An 18,231-nucleotide genomic window follows, 5' to 3' on the forward strand; every position below is an offset into this window, starting at 1 on the left:
CTCAGCGCGTGGCGCGCTCGGCCTCGGTGAGGCGCTTCTTGGACAGCGACAGGTACTTCTCGTCCATGTCGATGCCCACGTAGCGCCGGCCCAGCTTGAGCGCCGCCACGCCCGTGGTGCCACTGCCGTTGAAGGGATCCAACACCAGCGCGTCCTCGGGGGTGCTCGCCTCGATGACGCGCTCCAGCAGCGACACCGGCTTCTGCGTGGGGTGGCTGCCGTGCGCCTTCTCCTCCTTGCGCGGCGCCGTCATCGTCCACACACGGCCGGACTCGTCGGCGTTCAACTCCTCCTCGCCCGAGCGCGGCAGCGCCCACACATCGCGCATCTGCTTGCCGCCGTTGTCCGCCTTCATCTTCGCGTAGTTGAAGGTGTGCTGGAGCTTGGCGGCCGGCTTGGGCGACGCCCAGATGAGCAGCTCGGAGGAGTGGGTGAAGTAGCGGCAGGCGAGGTTGGGGCTCGCGTTGGGCTTGTACCAGGTGACGGTGTTGAGCAGCTTGTAGCCGAGCTTCTGCATCGCGAAGCCCACCGAGAAGATGACGTGCTGGGTGCCGCTCACCCAGATGCTGCCGGTGGGCTTGAGCACGCGCTGGCAGGCCTTGAGCCACGCGGTGGTGAAGGCATGGTCCTCCTCCACCCCGCGCGACACGTCCCAGCCGCCCTTGTTCACCGCGGCGCGCTTGCCGTTCTTGCAGGTGAAGCCGCCGTTGGACAGGAAGTAGGGCGGATCCGCGAAGACCATGTCGAAGGTGCCCGGCTCGAACTGCTCGAGCAGCGCGAGGCTGTCCCCCTGGTAGAGCCGGTACGCATCGCTCTTGGCGTAGAGGCTCTCGCGCAGGGTGGGCTGAACAAGCTTCAGGACAGGAGCTGCGGCTTCGGCGGACATCTCGCCTCCGTCAGGGGGTCGGTGAACGGAGGGCAATGTGCCGCAACAATCGGCTACGTCTAATTCCCAGCCTGTTTTTGTCTGATCGATCCTGTAGCACCCGAAGCGCGTCCAAAAAATTGACGGCTCCACTCCATGTCACCCGAGCCGCTATGCTCACCGGCACCAACCACCATGGCTCCGCCCCTCACCTCCGAACAGGCCCTCGCGCTCGCGCCCGACTCCTCCGTGGCCGCCTCTGGCCAGAAGCTCGCGCGGGAGCGGGAGTGGAAGCTCCTGGGCCTCGGCGAGCGCGCCGCCTGGGGCGAGTGTCAGGGCAGCGCGCTGTACCAGGTGCGCATCGATCTATCGGACCTCACGCCCTCGTGCACGTGCCCCAGCCGCAAGATTCCCTGCAAGCACTGCATCGGGTTGCTGCTGCTGCTCGCCGCGGAGCGCCTGCCCCAGGCCGCGACTCCCGCCTGGGTGGAGGAGTGGCTCACCAAACGCTCCGCGGCCGCCGAGCGCAAGGCGGCGAAGAAGGCGGCGCCCGCGGCGGAAGGCGCCGCCCCCGTGGACACGAAGGCACGGGCGAAGCGCGCCTCCGAGCGCCAGGAGCGCATGGCCCGGGGCATGGACGCCCTGGGGCTGTGGATGGAGGATCTCGTGCGCGGGGGACTGGCCCGGCTCGACACGGCGGCGTCCGTGCATGAACAGGCGGCGCGGCTGGTGGACGCGGAGAGCCCGGGCCTCGCGGCGCAACTGCGTTTGCTCGCGGGAGAGCTGGAGGGACGTCCCGAGCCCCGGCGCCTCGTGGAGCGGCTCGGGCGGATCGCCCTCGTCGTCGAGGCCTGGCGGAAGCTGGAGCAGCTACCCGAGCCCCTCGCGGCGGATGTCCAGGCGCGGGTGGGCGCCCCGCTGCGCGACGAGGATGTCCTCGCCCGCGGCGAGCGCCTCCAGGACACCTGGGCCGTCGTCAGCCAGGAGCTGGACGACTCGACGCACGTGCGCGAGCAACGCACGTGGCTGCTCGGCACCACCCACGGCCGGACGGCCCGCGTCCTCCAGTTCGCGGTCGGGGCCTCGGGGCAGTTCTCCGAGAAGCTCATTCCGGGCACCGCCTTCGACGCGGAGCTCGTGTACTGGCCGAGCGCGGCGCCCCAGCGGGCGAAGGTCCTCGAGCGGCGGGGAGACCTCCGGCCCTGGACGGGCGCCCTGCCCTCGCTCTCGCTCGACACGCTCCAGCGGCGCTTCGCCGAGGAGCTGGCCCGGCAACCCTTCCAGGAGCGCGTGGCGGCGATGCTGGGCGGCGTCGTCCCCGTGCTGGAGAACGAGGAGCGGATGTGGCTGCGCGACGCCACGGGCTCGGCGCTCCGGCTCGGCCCGTGTGACCGGTGGAAGCTGCTGGCGCTGTCGGGAGGCCACCCGGTGGACGTGTTCGGCGAATGGGATGGGGAACGGCTGCGTCCGCTGAGCGTGCTCGTGGACGGAACGCTGTACTCCCTGGGAGGAGGCGCGCGGTGAACGATCTGGATGCATTGACGCGCCTCGCGTTCCTGGGCACCGCCCACGCGCCCGAGCCCGACTCCCTGGGAGGCGTGGAGGGCCAGACGGCGCGCGCGCTGAGTGCCCTGTCCGTGGAGAAGCGGGTGCTGCTCGCGGCCGGAGCGCGGGGCGTGGCACGGGCCGCGGGTGGCCGCCTGTCCCAGCTCGGCCCGCCCGGGGAAGCGGCACCGCCCGACACCCTGGAAGTCTGTCCTCCCCGCGTGAGCGCCCTCCTGGTGGAGGTCATGGCCGCCGCGGACGCCGAGATGCTGCGGGCGATCCTCGAGCGGATGGCCCACGTACGCCGCCGCCTTCCCCCGGAGCTGCTGCCCCGCCTGCTCGGATTCAAGGGACCGATGCGCGAGGCGATCGTTCCGGTGCTGGGCGAGCGGGGCCAGTGGCTCGCCCGTCTCCACCCCGAATGGCGCTCCGCGCCGACCGGCACCGGCACCTCCCCCGAGGAGGCCGAGCGCGTGTGGACGGAGGGGACCTTCGAGGAGCGGCGCACGGTGCTCGAGCAGACCCGGCTCACGGAGCCGGCCCGCGCCCGTGCCTGGCTCCAGGGGACCTTCGCCCAGGAGAAGAGCGACCACCGCGTCCGGTTCCTCTCCAGCCTGAAGCAGGGACTCTCCCCGGAGGATGAGCCCTTGTTGGAGCTGGGCCGCAAGGATCGCGCGGCCGGGGTGCGCGAGGTGGCGAGGGAGCTGCTCTCCCGGCTGCCCATGTCCGCCTTCGCGCGGCGCATGGAGGAGCGGGCCCGGGCGGTGCTGCACTGGGAGGCACCCGGGACGATCCGCGTCCGCTTCCCCGCGAAGTGGGACGCCGAGGCCGAACGCGATGGTCTGGACAAGCCGCCCGCCGGCCTCGGCCAGGGCGAGCACTGGCTCCAGCGGCTCCTGTCGGCCCTCCCCCTGTCCACCTGGGAGAACGCGTTCGGCGCCACGCCGGAGCAGCTCGTCGCCGCCGCCGAGAGGAGCGAGGACGGCATCGGGCTCACGGTGGGATGGGCCCACGCGGTGCGCCTGGGAGCCTCGCCGGCCTGGGCCTCCGCCCTGTTCGACTTCTGGGCCCGTCAGAAACCCAAGGTGCTCCCGCCCGAGCGCGCGGAGGACCTGGCGTCCACGCTGTTCGAGGCCCTGCCTCCCCCGGAGCGCGCCGGACACACCCTGCGCGTGCTGCGTGGAGCACAGCCCCTGCCCCCGCTGGAGCGCGCCCTCGACCTGACGCCCGCGCCCTGGCCGGAGGAGCTCGCCCGGGCCTGGCTCTCGGCCCTTCGCCAGCAGCTCGACGCGACTCCCCGGGCCGAGGCATTGCTCGGAGTTCTCACCCGCTCCGCGCTCATTCTTCCCGCGGAGTGTCTCGCCGCCGCCGCCGAGCCCATCCAACTGCCCACTCCCCTGTCCTACTGGGAGCGGACCCTGCACCGTTTCCAGACGAGCGTCTCGCTCTGCCGGACCCTTCACGAGGAGCTGAAACCGTGACCGCCACCGCCCTTCTCCGTCAACACGCCGAGCAGCAATACGCCGAGGAACTGGCCGCGCTCGCCAAGGCGGATGACCGGCCCAAGCCCCAGGGCTGGACGCTCTCGCCCTGGGCCGTGCGCCTCTACCTGCTCGGCGGCACGCTGCCCAACGGCTTCCGGGTGAGCGCCAAGTACATCGGCAACGCGCGGCTGGTGGAGATCGCCGTGGCGACGCTCGCCACCGACCGGGCCCTGCTGCTCTACGGCGTGCCCGGCACCGCCAAGTCCTGGCTGAGCGAGCACCTGGCCGCCGCCATCTGCGGGGACTCGACACTGCTCGTGCAGGGCACGGCGGGCACGGACGAGGCGGCCCTGCGCTATGGCTGGAACTACGCGCGGCTGCTCGCGGAGGGCCCCTCGGAGAAGGCCATGGTCCCAAGCCCCATCATGCGCGCCATGCGCGAGGGCAAGCTCGCGCGCATCGAGGAGCTGACACGCATGCCGGGCGAGGTGCAGGACGCCCTCATCACCCTGCTCAGCGAGAAGACGCTCCCCATTCCGGAGCTGTCCAGCGAGGTGCAGGCCCGCGCGGGCTTCAACGTCATCGCCACGGCGAACAACCGCGACCGGGGCGTGAACGAGCTGTCGAGCGCCCTGCTGCGCCGCTTCAACACGGTGGTGCTGCCCACCCCCGACTCGTTGGAGCAGGAGGTGGAGATCGTCGAGAAGCGCGTGGCCGAGATGGGACGCACCCTGGCGCTGCCCGCGGAGAAGCCCGCGCTGGAGGAGATCCGCCGGGTGGTCACCCTCTTCCGCGAGCTGCGTGGCGGCGCGACGCTGGATGGGACGATGAAGCTCAAGACGCCCTCGGGCGCGCTGTCCACGGCGGAGGTCATCTCCGTGATGAACGGGGGCCTGGCCATGGCGGGCTACTACGGGGACGGCGTGCTGAAGGCGCCGGACCTGGCCGCGGGCCTCACGGGCGCCATCGTGAAGGATCCCGTGCAGGACCGGGTGGTGTGGCTGGAGTACCTCAAGACGGTGGTGAAGGAGCGCGAGGGGTGGAAGGACCTCTACCGCGCGTGCATGGAGGTCCTGTGAGCACGGAGCCGGGCGCGGCCGTTCATGTGCTCGGCGTGCGGCACCATGGGCCCGGCAGCGCGCGCGGCGTGCGCTCCGCGCTGGAAGCGCTCCAACCCGACGTGGTGCTCATCGAGGGCCCTCCCGACGCGGACGAGCTCCTGCCGCTCGCGGCCCAGGCCGGCATGAAGCCGCCGGTGGCGCTGCTCGTCTACGCGCTCGATACGCCCGCGCACGCCGTCTTCTACCCGTTCGCCGTCTTCTCCCCGGAGTGGCAGGCCATCCAGTACGCCCTGGGGCGCTCGCTGCCCGTGCGCTTCATCGACCTGCCCCAGGCGCACCAGCTCGTGCCGGAAGCCCTGGCCCAGGAGAAGGCGGAGCCGCCCCGGGAGGATGCGCTGGGGGGACTCGCGCGAGCGGCCGGCCACGAGGAGGGCGAGGCGTGGTGGGAGCAGCTCATCGAGCAACGCCAGGACGCGCGGGGCGTCTTCGAGGCCGTGCTCGAGGCGATGACCGCCGTGCGCGAGGCGGGGGGAGACATTCCCGCGCGCGAGGCCCTGCGCGAGGCGCACATGCGGCGCTGCATCCGCCAGGCGAGGAAGGAGGGCTTCCAGCGGATCGCCGTCGTGTGTGGCGCGTGGCATGGCCCGGCGCTCGTCCAGGCGAAGCCCGCGCGCGAGGACGACGCGCTGCTCAAGGGCCTGCCGAAGACGAAGGTGGCGGCCACGTGGATTCCCTGGACGTATGACCGGCTCGGCTGGCGCAGCGGGTACGGCGCGGGCGTGGACTCCCCCGGGTGGTACGCGCACCTGTGGCTCACCCCCGAGCGGCCGGTGAGCACCTGGGCGGCGCGCATCGCGCAGCTCTTGCGCGGTGAGGGGCTGGACGCATCATCCGCGAGCGTCATCGAGACGGTGCGGCTCGCCGAGGCGCTCGCGGCGCTGCGGGGGCGGAGCGCGGTGGGGTTGGGAGAGCTGCGCGACGCCGCGCTCAGCGTGCTGTGCGAGGGGGACGCGACCCCGCTGGCGCTCGTGCACGACCGGTTGGAGGTGGGCACGGGCCTGGGCGAGGTGCCCTCCGACGTGCCCGCGGTGCCGCTCGCGAGGGACCTGGCCGCGCTGCAGAAGTCCCTGCGCCTGCCGCCCACGGCCGAGAGCAAGCTCCTGGAGCTGGACCTGCGCAAGGAGCTCGATCGGGGCCGGAGCCGACTCCTGCACCGGCTGCGACTGCTCGACATTCCCTGGGGAGCGCCCGAGGACGACACGCGCAACGCGAAGGGCACCTTCCGCGAGAACTGGCGCGTGAAGTGGGAGCCCGAGCTGGCCGTGCGCGTCGTGGAGGCGAGCCTCTTTGGCAACACGGTGGAGTCGGCGGCCACGGGCCGGGTGAAAGCCCGGGCCGCCGAGGCGAAGGAGCTGGACACGCTGACGGCCCTGCTCGAGGCGAGTCTCCTCGCGGAGCTGTCCGCGTCCATCAACACCGTGCTCGGCCATGTGCAGGAGCTCTCCACGCGCTCGGCGGACGTGCCGAAGCTGATGGAGGCCTTCCCGCCCCTGGTGCGCACGGTGCGCTACGGCAGCGTCCGGGAAACACCCACCGAGCCCATCCTCGCCATCATCCATGGGCTGCTCGAGCGCATCCTCATCGGACTGCCCGGGGCGTGCGTCGCGTTGGATGAAGACGCCGCGCGCGAGCGCCATGGCCAGTTGAGCGCCCTGCACGCCGCGATGGTGCTGCTCGAGGACAAGGCGCGCCTGGAGGAGTGGTCCCAGGCGCTGGAGGGGCTCGTGCAGCGGGACGCGGTGCACGGGCTGCTGCGCGGAGCGGCGCTGCGGCTGCGGGTGGAGATGGGCCACGTGGAGGACGCCGTGCTGGGCCCGCTCGCCCGGAAGGCGCTGTCTCCGGCGGTGCCCCCCGCCGAGGCGGCCGCGTGGCTGGAGGGGCTCGTCACCGGGAGCGCGCTGCTGCTGCTGCACCGCGACGAGCTGTGGGCGGCGCTCGACGGGTGGCTTTCCGGCCTCACGCGGGAGACCTTCGTCGAGCAGCTTCCCCTGGTGCGGCGTGCGTTCTCGCGCTTCGGAGCAGCCGAGCGGCGCGCCATGGCGGAGCGCATCCGGCGGCCCTCCACCGCGCCGGGAGCAGCCCGGAGCACGAGGGCTGGAGACGATCTGGATCCCGAGCGTGTGGCGCAGGTGCTGCCCGTGCTGTCGCTCATCTTGGGAGTGAGGCTCGATGAAAACCTCGGATGAAGAGCGGCTGGAGCGCTGGCGGTTGGTGTTGGGGCAGCCGGCGCAGGAATCGCTGGGGGTGTCACTCGGGGAGACCGAGCGGAGCATGGATAAGACCCTCGAGGCGCTGTACGACTCCGAGCGCAAGGCGGGGCTCGGCGCGTCCTCGCCCCAGGTGGCGCGCTGGCTCGGGGACATCCGCGAGTACTTCCCCTCGTCCGTGGTTCGCGTCATGCAGGGGGATGCGATGGCACGGCTCGGGCTGACGGAGATGTTGCTCCAGCCGGAGATGCTGGAGGCGGTGGAGCCGGACGTGCAGCTGGTGGCCACGCTCTTGTCCTTGCGCAAGGTCATCCCCCAGAAGACGAAGGAGACGGCGCGCCGGGTGGTGCGCAAGGTGGTGGACGAGCTGGAGCGGCGGCTGCGGGCCCCCACCGAGCGGGCCGTGCGGGGAGCGCTGTCACGGGCGTCGCGCACGCGCCGGCCGAGGGCCTCGGAGATCGACTGGGATCGGACGCTGCGGGCCAACCTGGGCAACTACCTGCCCGAGCGCAAGAGCGTGGTGGTGGAGAAGCTGGTGGGCCACGGACGCAAGCGCTCGAGCCTGCGGGACGTGGTGCTGTGCATCGACCAGAGCGGCTCCATGGCGGCGTCGGTCGTCTATTCGAGCATCTTCGGCGCGGTGCTCGCGTCCCTGCGGGCGGTGTCCACGAAGATGGTGCTCTTCGACACGGCGGTGGTGGACCTGAGCGAGCAGTTGTCGGATCCGGTGGACCTGCTGTTCGGCACCCAGCTCGGAGGGGGCACGGACATCGATCTGGCGCTCGGGTATTGCCAGCAGATCATCACCCGCCCGGCACAGACCATCCTGGTGCTCGTCACGGACCTGTACGAGGGAGGCAACGCACAGCGGATGCTCCAGCGGGCCGCCGCGCTCGTCCAGAGCGGCGTGACGGTCGTGTGTCTTCTGGCCTTGAGCGATCAGGGCACGCCCTCGCATGACCCGCACCATGCCGCGCACTTCGCGGCGCTGGGCATCCCCACCTTCGCGTGCACACCGGACCTCTTTCCGGAACTCATGGCCGCGGCGCTTCAACGCAAGGACTTGCGCGCCTGGGCCTCACGCCAGGAACTCCAGGTGGCCCGCCCCGGGTGAGCGCGGCGGAGACGCCTCACGGAGATTCGACGTGCTCGCACGTGAACCCGCTTCGCGCGCCCCCGCCTTGTGGCAAGCTCGCGGCCCGCATGGAGACGTCCCCCCCGCTCCTCCGGTTGTTGGACATCACCCGAAGCTTTCCCGGCGTCGTCGCCAACGACCACGTCAGCCTCGACCTCCACGCGGGCGAGGTCCATGCCCTGCTGGGCGAGAATGGCGCGGGAAAGACGACGTTGATGAACATCCTCTACGGGCTGGATGCACCGGACTCGGGGGAGATCCTCGTCGACGGCCGCCCCGTGCGCATGGGCTCTCCCGCCCAGGCGTTGCGGCGGGGAATCGCCCTGGTGCCTCAGCACCCCCTGCTCGTCGAGCGCCACACCGTGGCGGAGAACCTGGCACTCGGCCTGCGTGGCGGCTGGTTGATGACCAAGCGCCGGCTGCGCGCCACCCTGCGCGAGCGGCTCGCCGGACAAACTCTTCCGATGGACCTCGACACCCGGGTGGAGAACCTCTCCGCCGGAGAGAAGCAGCGGCTGGAGATCCTCCGCGCGCTGCTGCGAGGCGTCCGCGTCCTCATCCTGGACGAGCCCACCAGCGTGCTCACCCCCCAGGAGGTGGAGCCGCTCTTCCAGCAGCTCGCCCAGCTCAAGACCCGGGGCGTGGGCATCCTCTTCATCAGCCACAAGCTGGATGAGGTGCTCGCGCACTCGGATCGCATCACCGTGCTGCGCGCGGGCCGCAAGGTGGGCGAGGCGTCCGCGCGGGAGACGACGCGGGAGCAGTTGGTGAAGTTGATGCTGGGTCGCGAGGCGGTGCCCCGGCCCCAACTCGCACCGCCCCGGCCGGGCGTGCGGCTGGAGGTCCAGGGCCTGGAGGTCCGCTCGGATCGCGGGACGCGGGCGGTGAAGAACATCCACTTCTCGCTCGCGCCCGGGGAGATCCTCGGCATCGCGGGAGTCGCGGGCAGTGGCCAGCGAGAACTCGTGGAGGCGCTCACGGGCCTGCGGCCCTACCAGGGGCAGGTGCGCTTCGAGGGGCAGCCCCTGCGGGCGACATCACCCGCCGAGCTGTTCGCCCAGGGCGTGGCCCATGTCCCCGAGGAGCGCGCCGCCGGAACGGTCCCCGCGCTGAGCGTGGCGGAGAACCTCGCCCTGCGCACGTGGAACACGGCGCTGCGGCGCGGGCCCTGGCTGGATCGGGCGCGCATGGAACGCGAGGCGCTCGGCATCATCCAGACGTATGGCATCGCCACGCCGGGCCCGAGCACCCCCCTGCGGCTGCTGTCCGGAGGCAACATCCAGCGCGCGGTGATCGCCCGGGAGCTGGCGGGCTCGCCCCGGTTGCTCATCGCGGTCCATCCCACCTATGGGGTGGACATCGGAGCCACCGAGCGGGTGCACCGGCTGCTCATCGAGCGGGCCCAGGAAGGCATGTCCGTGCTGCTGGTGACGGAGGATCTCGAGGAGCTGTTCACGCTCTCGCATCGCGTGGCCGCGCTCTACCAGGGCGAGCTGAGGGGGCCCTGGCCCGCGGGCGAGGTGGACGTGGAGCGGCTCGGGCGGATGATGACGCAGGCGACGGAGGGCGCGGCGTGATCCGCCTGGAACAGGAGCCCCGGCCCCGCCGGGCGAAGGTGCTCGGGGTGTATCTGGGGATGGGCCTGGTCGCGTTCTCGCTGACCGGAGGCGTCTTCGCGGCCTATGGCGTGAGCCCGTGGGAGGTCTACCGCGCGCTGCTGGAGGGCACGCTGGGCGAGCGCCAGGGGCTGGCCGAGGTCCTGCGCCGCACCCTCCCCCTGGTGCTCATTGGGAGCGGGCTCACCCTGGCCTTCCGCGTGGGGTTCTTCAACATCGGCGCGGAGGGCCAGCTCCTGATGGGCGCGGTGGGGGGCACGGCCGTCGCGCTCTTCCTGCCGCCGGGGGTGCTGAGCCTGCCCCTCATGTTCCTCGCGGGCGCGGTGGCCGGAGGGCTGTGGGCCCTGCCCGCCGCGTGGCTGCGCTCGAACGTGGACGTGAACGAGATCCTCACCACGTTGATGCTGAACGCGGTGGCCAGCGCCTTCGTGCTCTACCTCGTCAGTGGTCCGTGGCGAGGGGAGCAGGTGCAGGGCTACACCTATACCGACACGTTCCCGGACGAGGCCTCGCTGCCGGTGCTGGGGGACTCGTTGGTGCATTGGCCCACCGGGGTGCTCGGGGTGGTGCTCGCGCTGGCGCTGCAGGTGCTGCTCACCCGGACGTCCCTCGGCTACGCGCTGCGGGTGGTGGGGGCGAGCCCCCGGGCGGCGCGCTACGCGGGCCTGCCCACGGGGCGCGTGGTGCTGCTCACCGGCCTGCTGTCGGGCGGAGCCGCGGGGCTGGCGGGCGTGGGCGAGGTGGCCGGCATCCATCACCGGCTGTTGGATCCCACCCAGCTCTCGCTCGGCTACGGCTTCACCGCCATCATCGTGGCGTGGCTGGCCCGGGGTCACCCGGCGCTGGTGCTGCTCACCGCGCCCCTCATGGGCGTCATCCTCGCGGGAGGGGATCTGCTCAAGATCAGCTTCAACATGCCCTTCCGGGTCATCGACGTCTTCAGTGGAGTGTTGTTGCTCTGCCTCATCTCCGGCGAGGCCCTGGCGCGCTACCGCGTGAGGTGGGGACGATGATCGACGAAATGCTCCAGGCGCTGCTCCGCGCGCTCTCCTTTGGCACGCCTTTGCTGCTGGCGTGTCTGGGCGCGCTCGTCAACGAGCGGGCGGGCGTGGTGAACCTGGGAGTGGAGGGGATGATGGCGCTGGGGGCCCTGACGGCCTTCGGCGTGGCGACGGAGACGGAGTCGCTGGGGCTCGCGGTGGCGCTGTCCCTGGTGGCCGGAGCCCTGGCGGCGCTGCTGCATGGATTCGTGACGCTCACGCTGCGCGCCAACGCGTACGTGTCCGGGCTGGCGCTGACGATGCTGGGGCTGGGCGTGTCGGGGCTGCTGGGCAACCGCTACGAGGGCGCCATCCTGCTGGAGCCCGCGCCCGAGCTGCCCTTCACCGTGGCGGCGGGAGTGCTGGCCATGGGCCTCTGGGCCTTCCTGTACGCCACGCGGCCGGGGCTGGTGTTGCGCTCGGTGGGAGAGAACCCGGCGGCGGCGGACGTGCTGGGCGTGAGCGTGGGCGGGGTGCGCTACCTGGCGGTGGCCGTGGGTGGAGCGCTGGCGGGACTGGCCGGCGCGTTCCTGTCGCTGGCCTACCGTCCCGCGTGGACGGATGGCATGACGGCGGGCCTCGGGTGGATCGCCGTGGCGCTGGTCATCTTCGTGGGGTGGAGCCCCCCGCGCGCGGTGCTCGGCTCGGTCTTCTTCGGACTGCTCTACTATCTGCAATTCCGGCTCCAGGACCAGAGCCGGGTGCCCACCGAGCTCTTCGCGGCCATGCCCTACCTGCTCGTCGTGGGGGTGCTGGCGCTCGCGGGGCTGCGGCGCACCCAGGGCTCGGCGCCGGCGTCGTTGGGCAAACCCTATCATCGGGGCGAGCGGTAATCAGACAAGGAGCATACGGATGAAGTCACCTGTGATGTGGCTGGTATTGCTGGCATTGGGCCTGTCCGGCTCGGCGCGAGCGGACGAGGCGAAGCTCAAGGCGTGCTTCATCTACGTGGGGCCGGTGGGCGACATCGGCTGGAGCCATGCGCACGACGAGGCACGCAAGCTGACGATGAAGGCGCTGCCGTGGTTGGAGACCCAGTACGTGGAGTCCGTGCCCGAGGGCCAGGCGCTGCCCGTCATCGATCGGCTGGTGAAGGGCGGCTGCCAGGTGGTGCTCACCACGAGCTTCGGCTTCATGGATCAGACGCTCGAGGCGGCCAAGAAGTACCCGAAGGTGGTGTTCGCGCACGCCGCGGGCTTCAAGCGGGCGCCCAACATGGCCACCTACATGGCCGACTTCTATCAAATCTACTACCTCAACGGCCTGATGGCGGGAGCGCTGACGAAGTCCGGCAAGGTGGGCTACGTGGGCGCCTTCCCGATTCCCGAGTTGAAGCGCCACATCTCCGCGTTCGCCATGGGCGTGCGGGCCGTGAATCCCCAGGCCACGGTGAACGTGAAGTGGATCAGCTCCTGGGTGAGCCCCGTGAAGGCGCGCGAGGCGGCCGAGGCGCTGATGGCCGAGGGCAATGACGTCCTGGCCTTCAGCGAGGACACGGCCACGGTGGTGCAGGTGGCGGGACGCAAGAAGGTGCCGGTCTTCTCGCACTACTCGCCCATGCTGCGCTTCGCGCCGGACTTCGTGGTGTCCGGACAACTGGTGCACTGGGAGAAGATCTACATCGACTTCCTGAGCAAGGTGCGCGACGGCACGTACGCGCCGGGCAAGCTCCAGGACGTGGACTACTGGTGGCTGCTGCGCGAGGGCGCGGTGGAGATGGGGGGCCAGCCGGGAGTGCCCATCAATCCCAAGTTCGTGGACGCGCTGAAGAAGGCGCAGATGACGGTCGGCGGCAAGCAGGTGTCCGTGCATGACCGGGTGCTGGAGCTGCTCAAGGACATGTCCTCGAGCAAGCCCGGCTTCGATCCCTTCACCGGTCCGCTCCCGGATCGCCACGGGGCCACGCGCGTGCCCGCGGGCAAGACGCTGACGAAGGAGGAGCTCAACCAGATGCAGTGGGTGTCCCCCGGCGTCACCGGCCCGGTGGCCGACGAGCCCAAATAGACGAAGAAAAGGCCGGGGTGCCCGTCATGACGAATCCATAGAAGTCCGGAGCGGCTCACCGCTTGCTGCCTCCCGCGCGTGCACCCCACGAGCAGGAGGCAGTTCCATTTCGTGGGGAGTTCATGGCTCGGCTCCGCAACATGAACGAAGGCACCAATCCCGACGAGAGCACTGGGCAGGATCGGCTCGAGCTTCTGTCCATGGCGACCGCGTCGACGAAGCAGACTCCGCCGTCTCTCGCGAGTCTGTTCTAGACGCCCCCTCAAACGCCGCGAGCACGGCGGGAAACCCTCGGAGAGGATTTCCGGCGCCGTGCCCGGCGGTGAAGCAACGACCAGGCGAGACGATCAGGCCTCGGCCTTCTTGCCGCCCTTCTTGGCGGGAGCCGCGGGAGCGGCGGCGGGGGCAGCGCCCTCCGCGGCGCCCTCGCCGGCGGCGGGCTTGGAGGCGTACTTCTTGCGGAACTTCTCCACGCGGCCCGCAGTGTCGAGCAGCTTGTACTTGCCGGTGAAGAAGGGGTGGCAGTTCGAGCAGACTTCCACCGCGAACGAGCCACGCGAGGACCGCGTCTCGACGACGTTGCCACACGCACAGGTGATGCGAGACGGGGCGTAAACCGGGTGCAGATCGGGCTTCATGTGCAACTCCCTGCGCCTTGCCCCCACCCCAAGGTGGGAGGTCTGGCGTTTTCGAGGTAGGCCGGCGCTTATAACGGCGCGCCGGGCGGGGCACAAGGCCCGTGACCGGGCCCTGTTCCGTCCTAGTGAGATGCGGACCCCGCGGGTTCGATTCGCTCCACGAGCCGCTTCACCGCCGGATCATCCACCACGTCGCTCCCCAGCTGGAGGTAGGAGAAGCGGAAGGTGCGCTCGCCCGCCTTCCCGACCAGCTTCGCTTCCTGGGTGAGCTGCTGGACGCGCTTCTCCAGGCTGGCAATCGTCTCGCGCCAGGAGGCCCGGACCGTCTCGTCCTTGGCGGCGGCGAGGCTGCGCCGGGCCTGCTGGAGGTTCTCCTCGACGAGCTTGACGCCCTGCTGGGCCCGCTCGGCGGACGAGAGATCCTGGAAGGGGCCCTTCCCCTCCACGGAGAGCTCCAGCCGGGCGACCTGCCTGCCCCGCTCCGCTCCCCCGAGGAGCACGGCGAAGTCGTTGCGCTGGGGCAGGAACGCCCGGCCCTCGTGGGACTGGAGGATGAAGTCCACCGTGGTGCCCACCTGCACCGACAGGGGCTCCAGTTCGTCCTGGGGAAGCGCCGCGAGCACCACCACCACGTCCACCTTCTCCTGCTCGCGCAGCCGGCGTGCCTCGGAGAGCGCCGCCTTGGTTGGAGGCAGGCCCTTCACCCCCTTGGCCGTGGAGACCGGGCCCGAGGGCGACACGCCCACCACGCCGAACTTCACCCCGCCCACCGTCACCACGGTGGAGGCGGCGAACAGGGGCTTGCCCTCCGCGTCCACGAGGTTGGCGGACAGCAACTTGAGCTTCTTGCCCTTCACCGTCTGGGTGAGGAAGCCGGCCCCCAGGGTGAGATCGCGCGCGCCCACGGCCAGGGCCGTGGTGCCCAGGGCCTCCATCTGCTCGAGCAACAGCACGGCCCGCTCCTTCTCCCGAGCCATGCCTCCGGGAGCGGGGGATTTGAACAGAGCGTTTCCTGAATCCAGCACCAGCACCGGCCCCTTCGCGCGCTCCCGCGACAAGACCGTCTTTCGTCTGGCCAGACCGCCAGACGGGTTGTGGCTTCAACCACAGGGGGCGATTTCGCCCCCATTGTCTCCGGTGAAGAGGAGCACCACGTGCTTGGGCTCCGCCCCGGCCCCCCAGGGCGAGAGCAGCAGCGCCAGCAGCGCCAGCAGCAACGGTCGTCTGCTCATTTCTTGCTTCCCTTCTTCTTGGCCTTGTCCAGCTCGGCGAGCCGCGTCTTGGCCGTCTTGGCCGCTTCGGACTTCGGGTAGCCCTTCACCAGTTCCTCGAGCGCCAGCCGCGACTCGTCCTGCATCTTCAGCTTCTGGAAGCACTCCGAGGAGCGCAGGTAGGCCTCGGGCGTGGAGGCCGCCTTGGGGTGCTCCTGCAAGAGCTTGCCGTACTCGAAGAGGGCCTCGCGGCACTTGTCCTCGGCGAAGTAGCTCTCGCCCAGCCCGAAGTGGGCCTCGGCGACGAGCGCGTCCTTGGGCCACTTCTTGAGGAACTCCCCGTAGAGCTGGCGGGCGAGCACCACGTCACCGGCCTTGGCCTTGTCCTGGGCCAGCGCGAGGAACTCCTTCTTGTCCGTGGGGCGCTTGAGCTCCTCGGCCTTCTTGCGGGCCTCGGCCTCCTTGAGCGCCTGCTCGCCCTTGAGCTCGAGCAGCCGCTTGTCGGTGTCCTCGCTCGTCCTCGCGAGCGCCGCCTCCAGCTCGCCAATCTTGTAGACGTACGTCTCCACCTGACCGCGCAACTGGGCCAGGTCCTCCACCGTCTTCTGCAGCTGGATGCCGATGTCCGCGCCCGAGCGGCGCGAGGCCTTGTCCAGACCGTCCAGGGCCTTGGTGACCTGGGCGATCTTCTCGTCGATGAGCGGCAGCGTGGCGTCGAGCTGCTCGCGCGTGCGCTTGAGCTCCGCCTGGATCTGGGCCTGGGAGGCATCGAGTTGATCGAGCCGGGTCTCCAGCGCGCGTCCGCGAGCCGCCGGGTAGAAGCAGCCCGAGAGCAGGAAAGGGAGGGCGATGAGGGCAAGCCTTCGCATAGGCGGCGCATCCTATCGGGCAAAGTCCCGGCGCGCGTGTGCTTCTTCACGCTTCGGGTGGGCCCGCCCGTCCGCCCCTCAGCGCGACGTCGGGGGAGTGGCCCGCTCCACGCGCTCGATGGCCCGCGCGCAGGCCACCTGGAGCCGGGAGTTGTTGAGGAAGAAAGGAGTGGCGCGCGCCCTGCCCTCCTCCAGGGAGCGCAGCGCGCGCCGGTACTCGCCCGCGGCCTCCGCCCACGCGCCGCGTTGTTCGAACACCATGCCCAGCAGATAGCGCGCCGCGGCCAGATCCGGATCCAACAAGAGGCACCGCCGCAGGGTTTCCTCCGTCTGGGGATTCGGCTGGGTCTCATTGCCCACCGCTTCCAGCACCTGGCTGAAGAGCGCATCGGCGTCCCGATGCGCGGAGTCCTCGCCGCGAGCGGCTTCCGGAGGAGCCTCCGGCCGGGTGGGAGACACCGCGGGAAGGCCCGACTGCGAGGGACGCACCGGGGGCAGCGCCGATTGCGAGGGACGTACCGCGGGAAGGCCCGATTGAGAGGGGCGCAACGCGGGCAGACCCGACAGGGATGGGGCCGGGACAGCCGGCGGAGCCGCGGGGGGCGCACGGCCATAGAAGAACGCGTCCGCGTAGCGCAGGGTGCGCAGGCTCGGCGGAGCACTCAGCAGCGGCTCGGCGGAGGAGAGCACCAGCAGACCCTCGGGCGAGAGCCGCTCGGCGAGCGCATCCACCACCTGGGTGAAGGACGCGGGGGTGAAGTAGATGAGCACGTTGCGGCAGACGATGATGTCGAAGCCCCGCCCCTCCGCCGTCGAGGGATAGGACGGATCCACGAGGTTGTGGACGAAGAAGCTGGCGCGCTCCTTCAGGTGACCGATGAGCGAGTGGCGGCCCGAGCCCAGGGGCACGAACCAGCGATCCCTCACGCCGAGCGGCACCCGCTGGAGCTGCTCCGAGCTGAAACACAGCTCGCGCGCGCGCGCGATCGCCGTCTCCGACATGTCCGTGCCCAGCACCGTGCTGGCCGGATCCGCGCCCGCCTCGGCGAGCATCACCAGCAGCGTGGCCACCTCCTCGCCGGTGGCGCACCCCGCGCTCCACAGCCGCAGCGGCCGGCGGGCCCGGGCCACCAGGGGCACCAGCACGTGCGTGCGCAGCGCCTCGAGCTGGGCCTCGTCCCGGAACAGCTCCGTCTTCTGCACGGAGATGGCGTCGATGAGCTCGGCCAGCTCCGCGGCCCCCGCGGGGGATTGCAGATAGAGCACGTAGCGCGCGCTCGTGCTGCCGTCCCGCCCCGCCAGCTTCTCGTCGATGCGACGGCACTGCAGCTCGCTCAGGGCCATGCCCGTGCGCCGCGCCACGAGCGCGTGGATGGGAGCGAAGGGAGAGCGGGAGGGAGGCACCGAGGCTTCAGCGACCCACGGAGAGGGACTCACCGCGCACCAGGCGCACCAGCGTGCTCGCCACGTCATCTCCGTGGACCAGGTGGTCCACCGCCTTGCGCGCCACCGCCGCGCCCGGCATGCCGAACACCACGCAGGACTCCTCGTTCTGCGCCAGCGTCAGGCCCCCGGCCTGCTTGATGGCGAGCATGCCATCCGCGCCATCCTCGCCCATGCCGGTGAGGATGAGACCCATCGAGCGCCGGCCGTACGCCTTGGCCGCGCTCTCCAGCAGCACCGTGCCGGAAGGCATGTGCCCGTCACGCTCCACGCCCGGCCGCAGCGCCACCCGGCCCCGGAAGGGAATGGACATGTGCTGGCCCGGCGGGGCGATGAGCACATTGCCCGGCAGGAGCTGCTCGCCGTCCTGGGCCAGCCGCACCTTGAGCTTGGAGGAGTTGGCGAGCCAGCCCGCCAGCGACTCGGAGAAGGCGGCGTTGATGTGCTGCACGATGACGATGGGCGTGGGGAAGTCCGCCGGCAGCTCCGACACCATGCGGAAGAGCACCTGGGGGCCTCCCGTGGAGCTGGCCACCGCGAGCACGCCATAGGGCATGCCCACCGGCGCGGGCGGCGCCACGCCTCCGCCCGGCAGGGGCGGCCGGCGCTTGCTGTGGATGTGGCGGATGACGCGCACCGAGGACAGGAGCTTCACCTCGCGCGACAGGTTCCACGCCTCCGTGCCCGCGTCGATGGAGGGCTTGATCTGCAGCGCCAGGGCGCCGATCTCCAGCGCCCGGCACGTGAGCTCCGGCGCCTGCTGCCGCGGATCCGCGGTGAGCATCAGGATGGGCGTGGGCACCTCGGCCATGATGTGCTCGACGGCCGTGAGCCCATCCATCACCGGCATCTCCACGTCCATGGTGATGACCTGGGGACGGAGATCCCGTGCCGCGTCGAGCGCCTCCTTGCCGTTGGCGCACGTGCCCACCACTTCCAGATCCGGATCCCGGCTCAGCGCTTCGCAAATCAGCTGTCGGCAGATGTGCGAGTCGTCAACGACCAGCACCGACACTTTCTTGCCCATGTGACTTCCATACCCCGTGCGCACTT

The 18,231-nt window shown here is 70.9% G+C and carries 16 protein-coding genes; 9 read left to right on the top strand and 7 right to left on the bottom strand.

What is annotated here, in order from left to right:
• Window position 1 precedes the first annotated feature (1 nt).
• Window positions 2-886 carry a site-specific DNA-methyltransferase gene (locus tag F0U63_RS34400; protein ID WP_071897515.1) on the bottom strand — a complete coding sequence of 295 codons (885 nt, stop codon included), beginning with the start codon at window positions 884-886 and terminating at the stop codon, window positions 2-4.
• Window positions 887-1,060: 174 nt separating this feature from the next.
• Here F0U63_RS34400 and F0U63_RS34405 point away from each other — a divergent pair, with 174 nt between their 5' ends.
• The 9 genes from F0U63_RS34405 to F0U63_RS34445 are packed head-to-tail and all read left to right on the top strand — an operon-like array spanning window position 1,061 to window position 13,017.
• A complete protein-coding gene (locus tag F0U63_RS34405) occupies window positions 1,061-2,389 on the top strand; it encodes an SWIM zinc finger family protein (protein ID WP_395836620.1) in 1,329 nt (442 codons plus the stop codon).
• Window positions 2,386-3,891 (top strand): DUF5691 domain-containing protein, encoded by a 1,506-nt coding sequence (locus F0U63_RS34410; protein ID WP_395836622.1) that lies wholly within the window; start codon window positions 2,386-2,388, stop codon window positions 3,889-3,891. Before F0U63_RS34405 ends, F0U63_RS34410 begins: the two co-directional genes overlap by 4 nt.
• Complete coding sequence (locus tag F0U63_RS34415; RefSeq protein ID WP_395836624.1) at window positions 3,888-4,973, top strand: AAA family ATPase; 1,086 nt, start codon at window positions 3,888-3,890, stop codon at window positions 4,971-4,973. Before F0U63_RS34410 ends, F0U63_RS34415 begins: the two co-directional genes overlap by 4 nt.
• On the top strand, window positions 4,970-7,201 hold the full coding sequence (locus F0U63_RS34420; protein WP_395836626.1) for a DUF5682 family protein: 2,232 nt from the start codon (window positions 4,970-4,972) through the stop codon (window positions 7,199-7,201). Before F0U63_RS34415 ends, F0U63_RS34420 begins: the two co-directional genes overlap by 4 nt.
• Window positions 7,185-8,336, top strand: coding sequence for a VWA domain-containing protein (locus tag F0U63_RS34425; protein ID WP_395836628.1), 1,152 nt, complete (start codon window positions 7,185-7,187; stop codon window positions 8,334-8,336). Before F0U63_RS34420 ends, F0U63_RS34425 begins: the two co-directional genes overlap by 17 nt.
• A gap of 41 nt (window positions 8,337-8,377) precedes the next feature.
• Window positions 8,378-9,934 (top strand): ABC transporter ATP-binding protein, encoded by a 1,557-nt coding sequence (locus F0U63_RS34430; protein WP_395836630.1) that lies wholly within the window; start codon window positions 8,378-8,380, stop codon window positions 9,932-9,934.
• Window positions 9,931-10,986, top strand: a complete 1,056-nt coding sequence (locus F0U63_RS34435; RefSeq protein ID WP_395836632.1) for an ABC transporter permease — start codon at window positions 9,931-9,933, stop codon at window positions 10,984-10,986. Before F0U63_RS34430 ends, F0U63_RS34435 begins: the two co-directional genes overlap by 4 nt.
• The gene (locus F0U63_RS34440; protein ID WP_395836634.1) at window positions 10,983-11,846 is read left to right on the top strand and encodes an ABC transporter permease; all 864 of its coding nucleotides are present in this window, start codon (window positions 10,983-10,985) and stop codon (window positions 11,844-11,846) included. The genes F0U63_RS34435 and F0U63_RS34440 overlap by 4 nt, the downstream gene beginning before the upstream one ends.
• A gap of 19 nt (window positions 11,847-11,865) precedes the next feature.
• Window positions 11,866-13,017 (top strand): BMP family ABC transporter substrate-binding protein, encoded by a 1,152-nt coding sequence (locus tag F0U63_RS34445; RefSeq protein WP_395836636.1) that lies wholly within the window; start codon window positions 11,866-11,868, stop codon window positions 13,015-13,017.
• A gap of 347 nt (window positions 13,018-13,364) precedes the next feature.
• Here the strand turns inward: F0U63_RS34445 and rpmE are convergent, their stop codons facing one another.
• The 6 genes from rpmE to cheB all read right to left on the bottom strand — a co-directional run bounded on the left by rpmE (window position 13,365) and on the right by cheB (window position 18,205).
• On the bottom strand, window positions 13,365-13,655 hold the full coding sequence (rpmE, locus tag F0U63_RS34450; protein WP_395836638.1) for a 50S ribosomal protein L31: 291 nt from the start codon (window positions 13,653-13,655) through the stop codon (window positions 13,365-13,367).
• Window positions 13,656-13,777: 122 nt separating this feature from the next.
• A complete protein-coding gene (locus F0U63_RS34455; protein WP_395836640.1) occupies window positions 13,778-14,632 on the bottom strand; it encodes a 5'-nucleotidase in 855 nt (284 codons plus the stop codon).
• A 123-nt stretch (window positions 14,633-14,755) separates the two neighbouring features.
• Window positions 14,756-14,887, bottom strand: coding sequence for a hypothetical protein (locus tag F0U63_RS34460; RefSeq protein WP_395836641.1), 132 nt, complete (start codon window positions 14,885-14,887; stop codon window positions 14,756-14,758).
• Window positions 14,884-15,735 (bottom strand): tetratricopeptide repeat protein, encoded by an 852-nt coding sequence (locus F0U63_RS34465; protein WP_395836643.1) that lies wholly within the window; start codon window positions 15,733-15,735, stop codon window positions 14,884-14,886. The genes F0U63_RS34460 and F0U63_RS34465 overlap by 4 nt, the downstream gene beginning before the upstream one ends.
• Before the next feature lie 78 nt (window positions 15,736-15,813).
• Window positions 15,814-17,139, bottom strand: coding sequence for a CheR family methyltransferase (locus F0U63_RS34470; RefSeq protein WP_395836645.1), 1,326 nt, complete (start codon window positions 17,137-17,139; stop codon window positions 15,814-15,816).
• Window positions 17,140-17,146: 7 nt separating this feature from the next.
• Window positions 17,147-18,205 carry a chemotaxis-specific protein-glutamate methyltransferase CheB gene (gene cheB, locus F0U63_RS34475; protein ID WP_395836647.1) on the bottom strand — a complete coding sequence of 353 codons (1,059 nt, stop codon included), beginning with the start codon at window positions 18,203-18,205 and terminating at the stop codon, window positions 17,147-17,149.
• Window positions 18,206-18,231: the final 26 nt, after the last annotated feature.

Origin of the sequence: Cystobacter fuscus, assembly GCF_044360685.1 — a bacterium.
In the GTDB taxonomy this organism is placed as follows: domain Bacteria; phylum Myxococcota; class Myxococcia; order Myxococcales; family Myxococcaceae; genus Cystobacter; species Cystobacter fuscus_C.

Bases quoted from the DNA above. Each gene is read 5' to 3' on its own strand.
- cheB (WP_395836647.1), bottom strand. From the start codon at position 18,205: ATGGGCAAGAAAGTGTCGGTGCTGGTCGTTGACGACTCGCACATCTGC.
- rpmE (WP_395836638.1), bottom strand. From the start codon at position 13,655: ATGAAGCCCGATCTGCACCCGGTTTACGCCCCGTCTCGCATCACCTGT.
- F0U63_RS34405 (WP_395836620.1), top strand. From the start codon at position 1,061: ATGGCTCCGCCCCTCACCTCCGAACAGGCCCTCGCGCTCGCGCCCGAC.
- F0U63_RS34440 (WP_395836634.1), top strand. From the start codon at position 10,983: ATGATCGACGAAATGCTCCAGGCGCTGCTCCGCGCGCTCTCCTTTGGC.
- F0U63_RS34455 (WP_395836640.1), bottom strand. From the start codon at position 14,632: ATGGCTCGGGAGAAGGAGCGGGCCGTGCTGTTGCTCGAGCAGATGGAG.
- F0U63_RS34460 (WP_395836641.1), bottom strand. From the start codon at position 14,887: ATGAGCAGACGACCGTTGCTGCTGGCGCTGCTGGCGCTGCTGCTCTCG.
- F0U63_RS34425 (WP_395836628.1), top strand. From the start codon at position 7,185: ATGAAAACCTCGGATGAAGAGCGGCTGGAGCGCTGGCGGTTGGTGTTG.
- F0U63_RS34465 (WP_395836643.1), bottom strand. From the start codon at position 15,735: ATGCGAAGGCTTGCCCTCATCGCCCTCCCTTTCCTGCTCTCGGGCTGC.
- F0U63_RS34400 (WP_071897515.1), bottom strand. From the start codon at position 886: ATGTCCGCCGAAGCCGCAGCTCCTGTCCTGAAGCTTGTTCAGCCCACC.
- F0U63_RS34445 (WP_395836636.1), top strand. From the start codon at position 11,866: ATGAAGTCACCTGTGATGTGGCTGGTATTGCTGGCATTGGGCCTGTCC.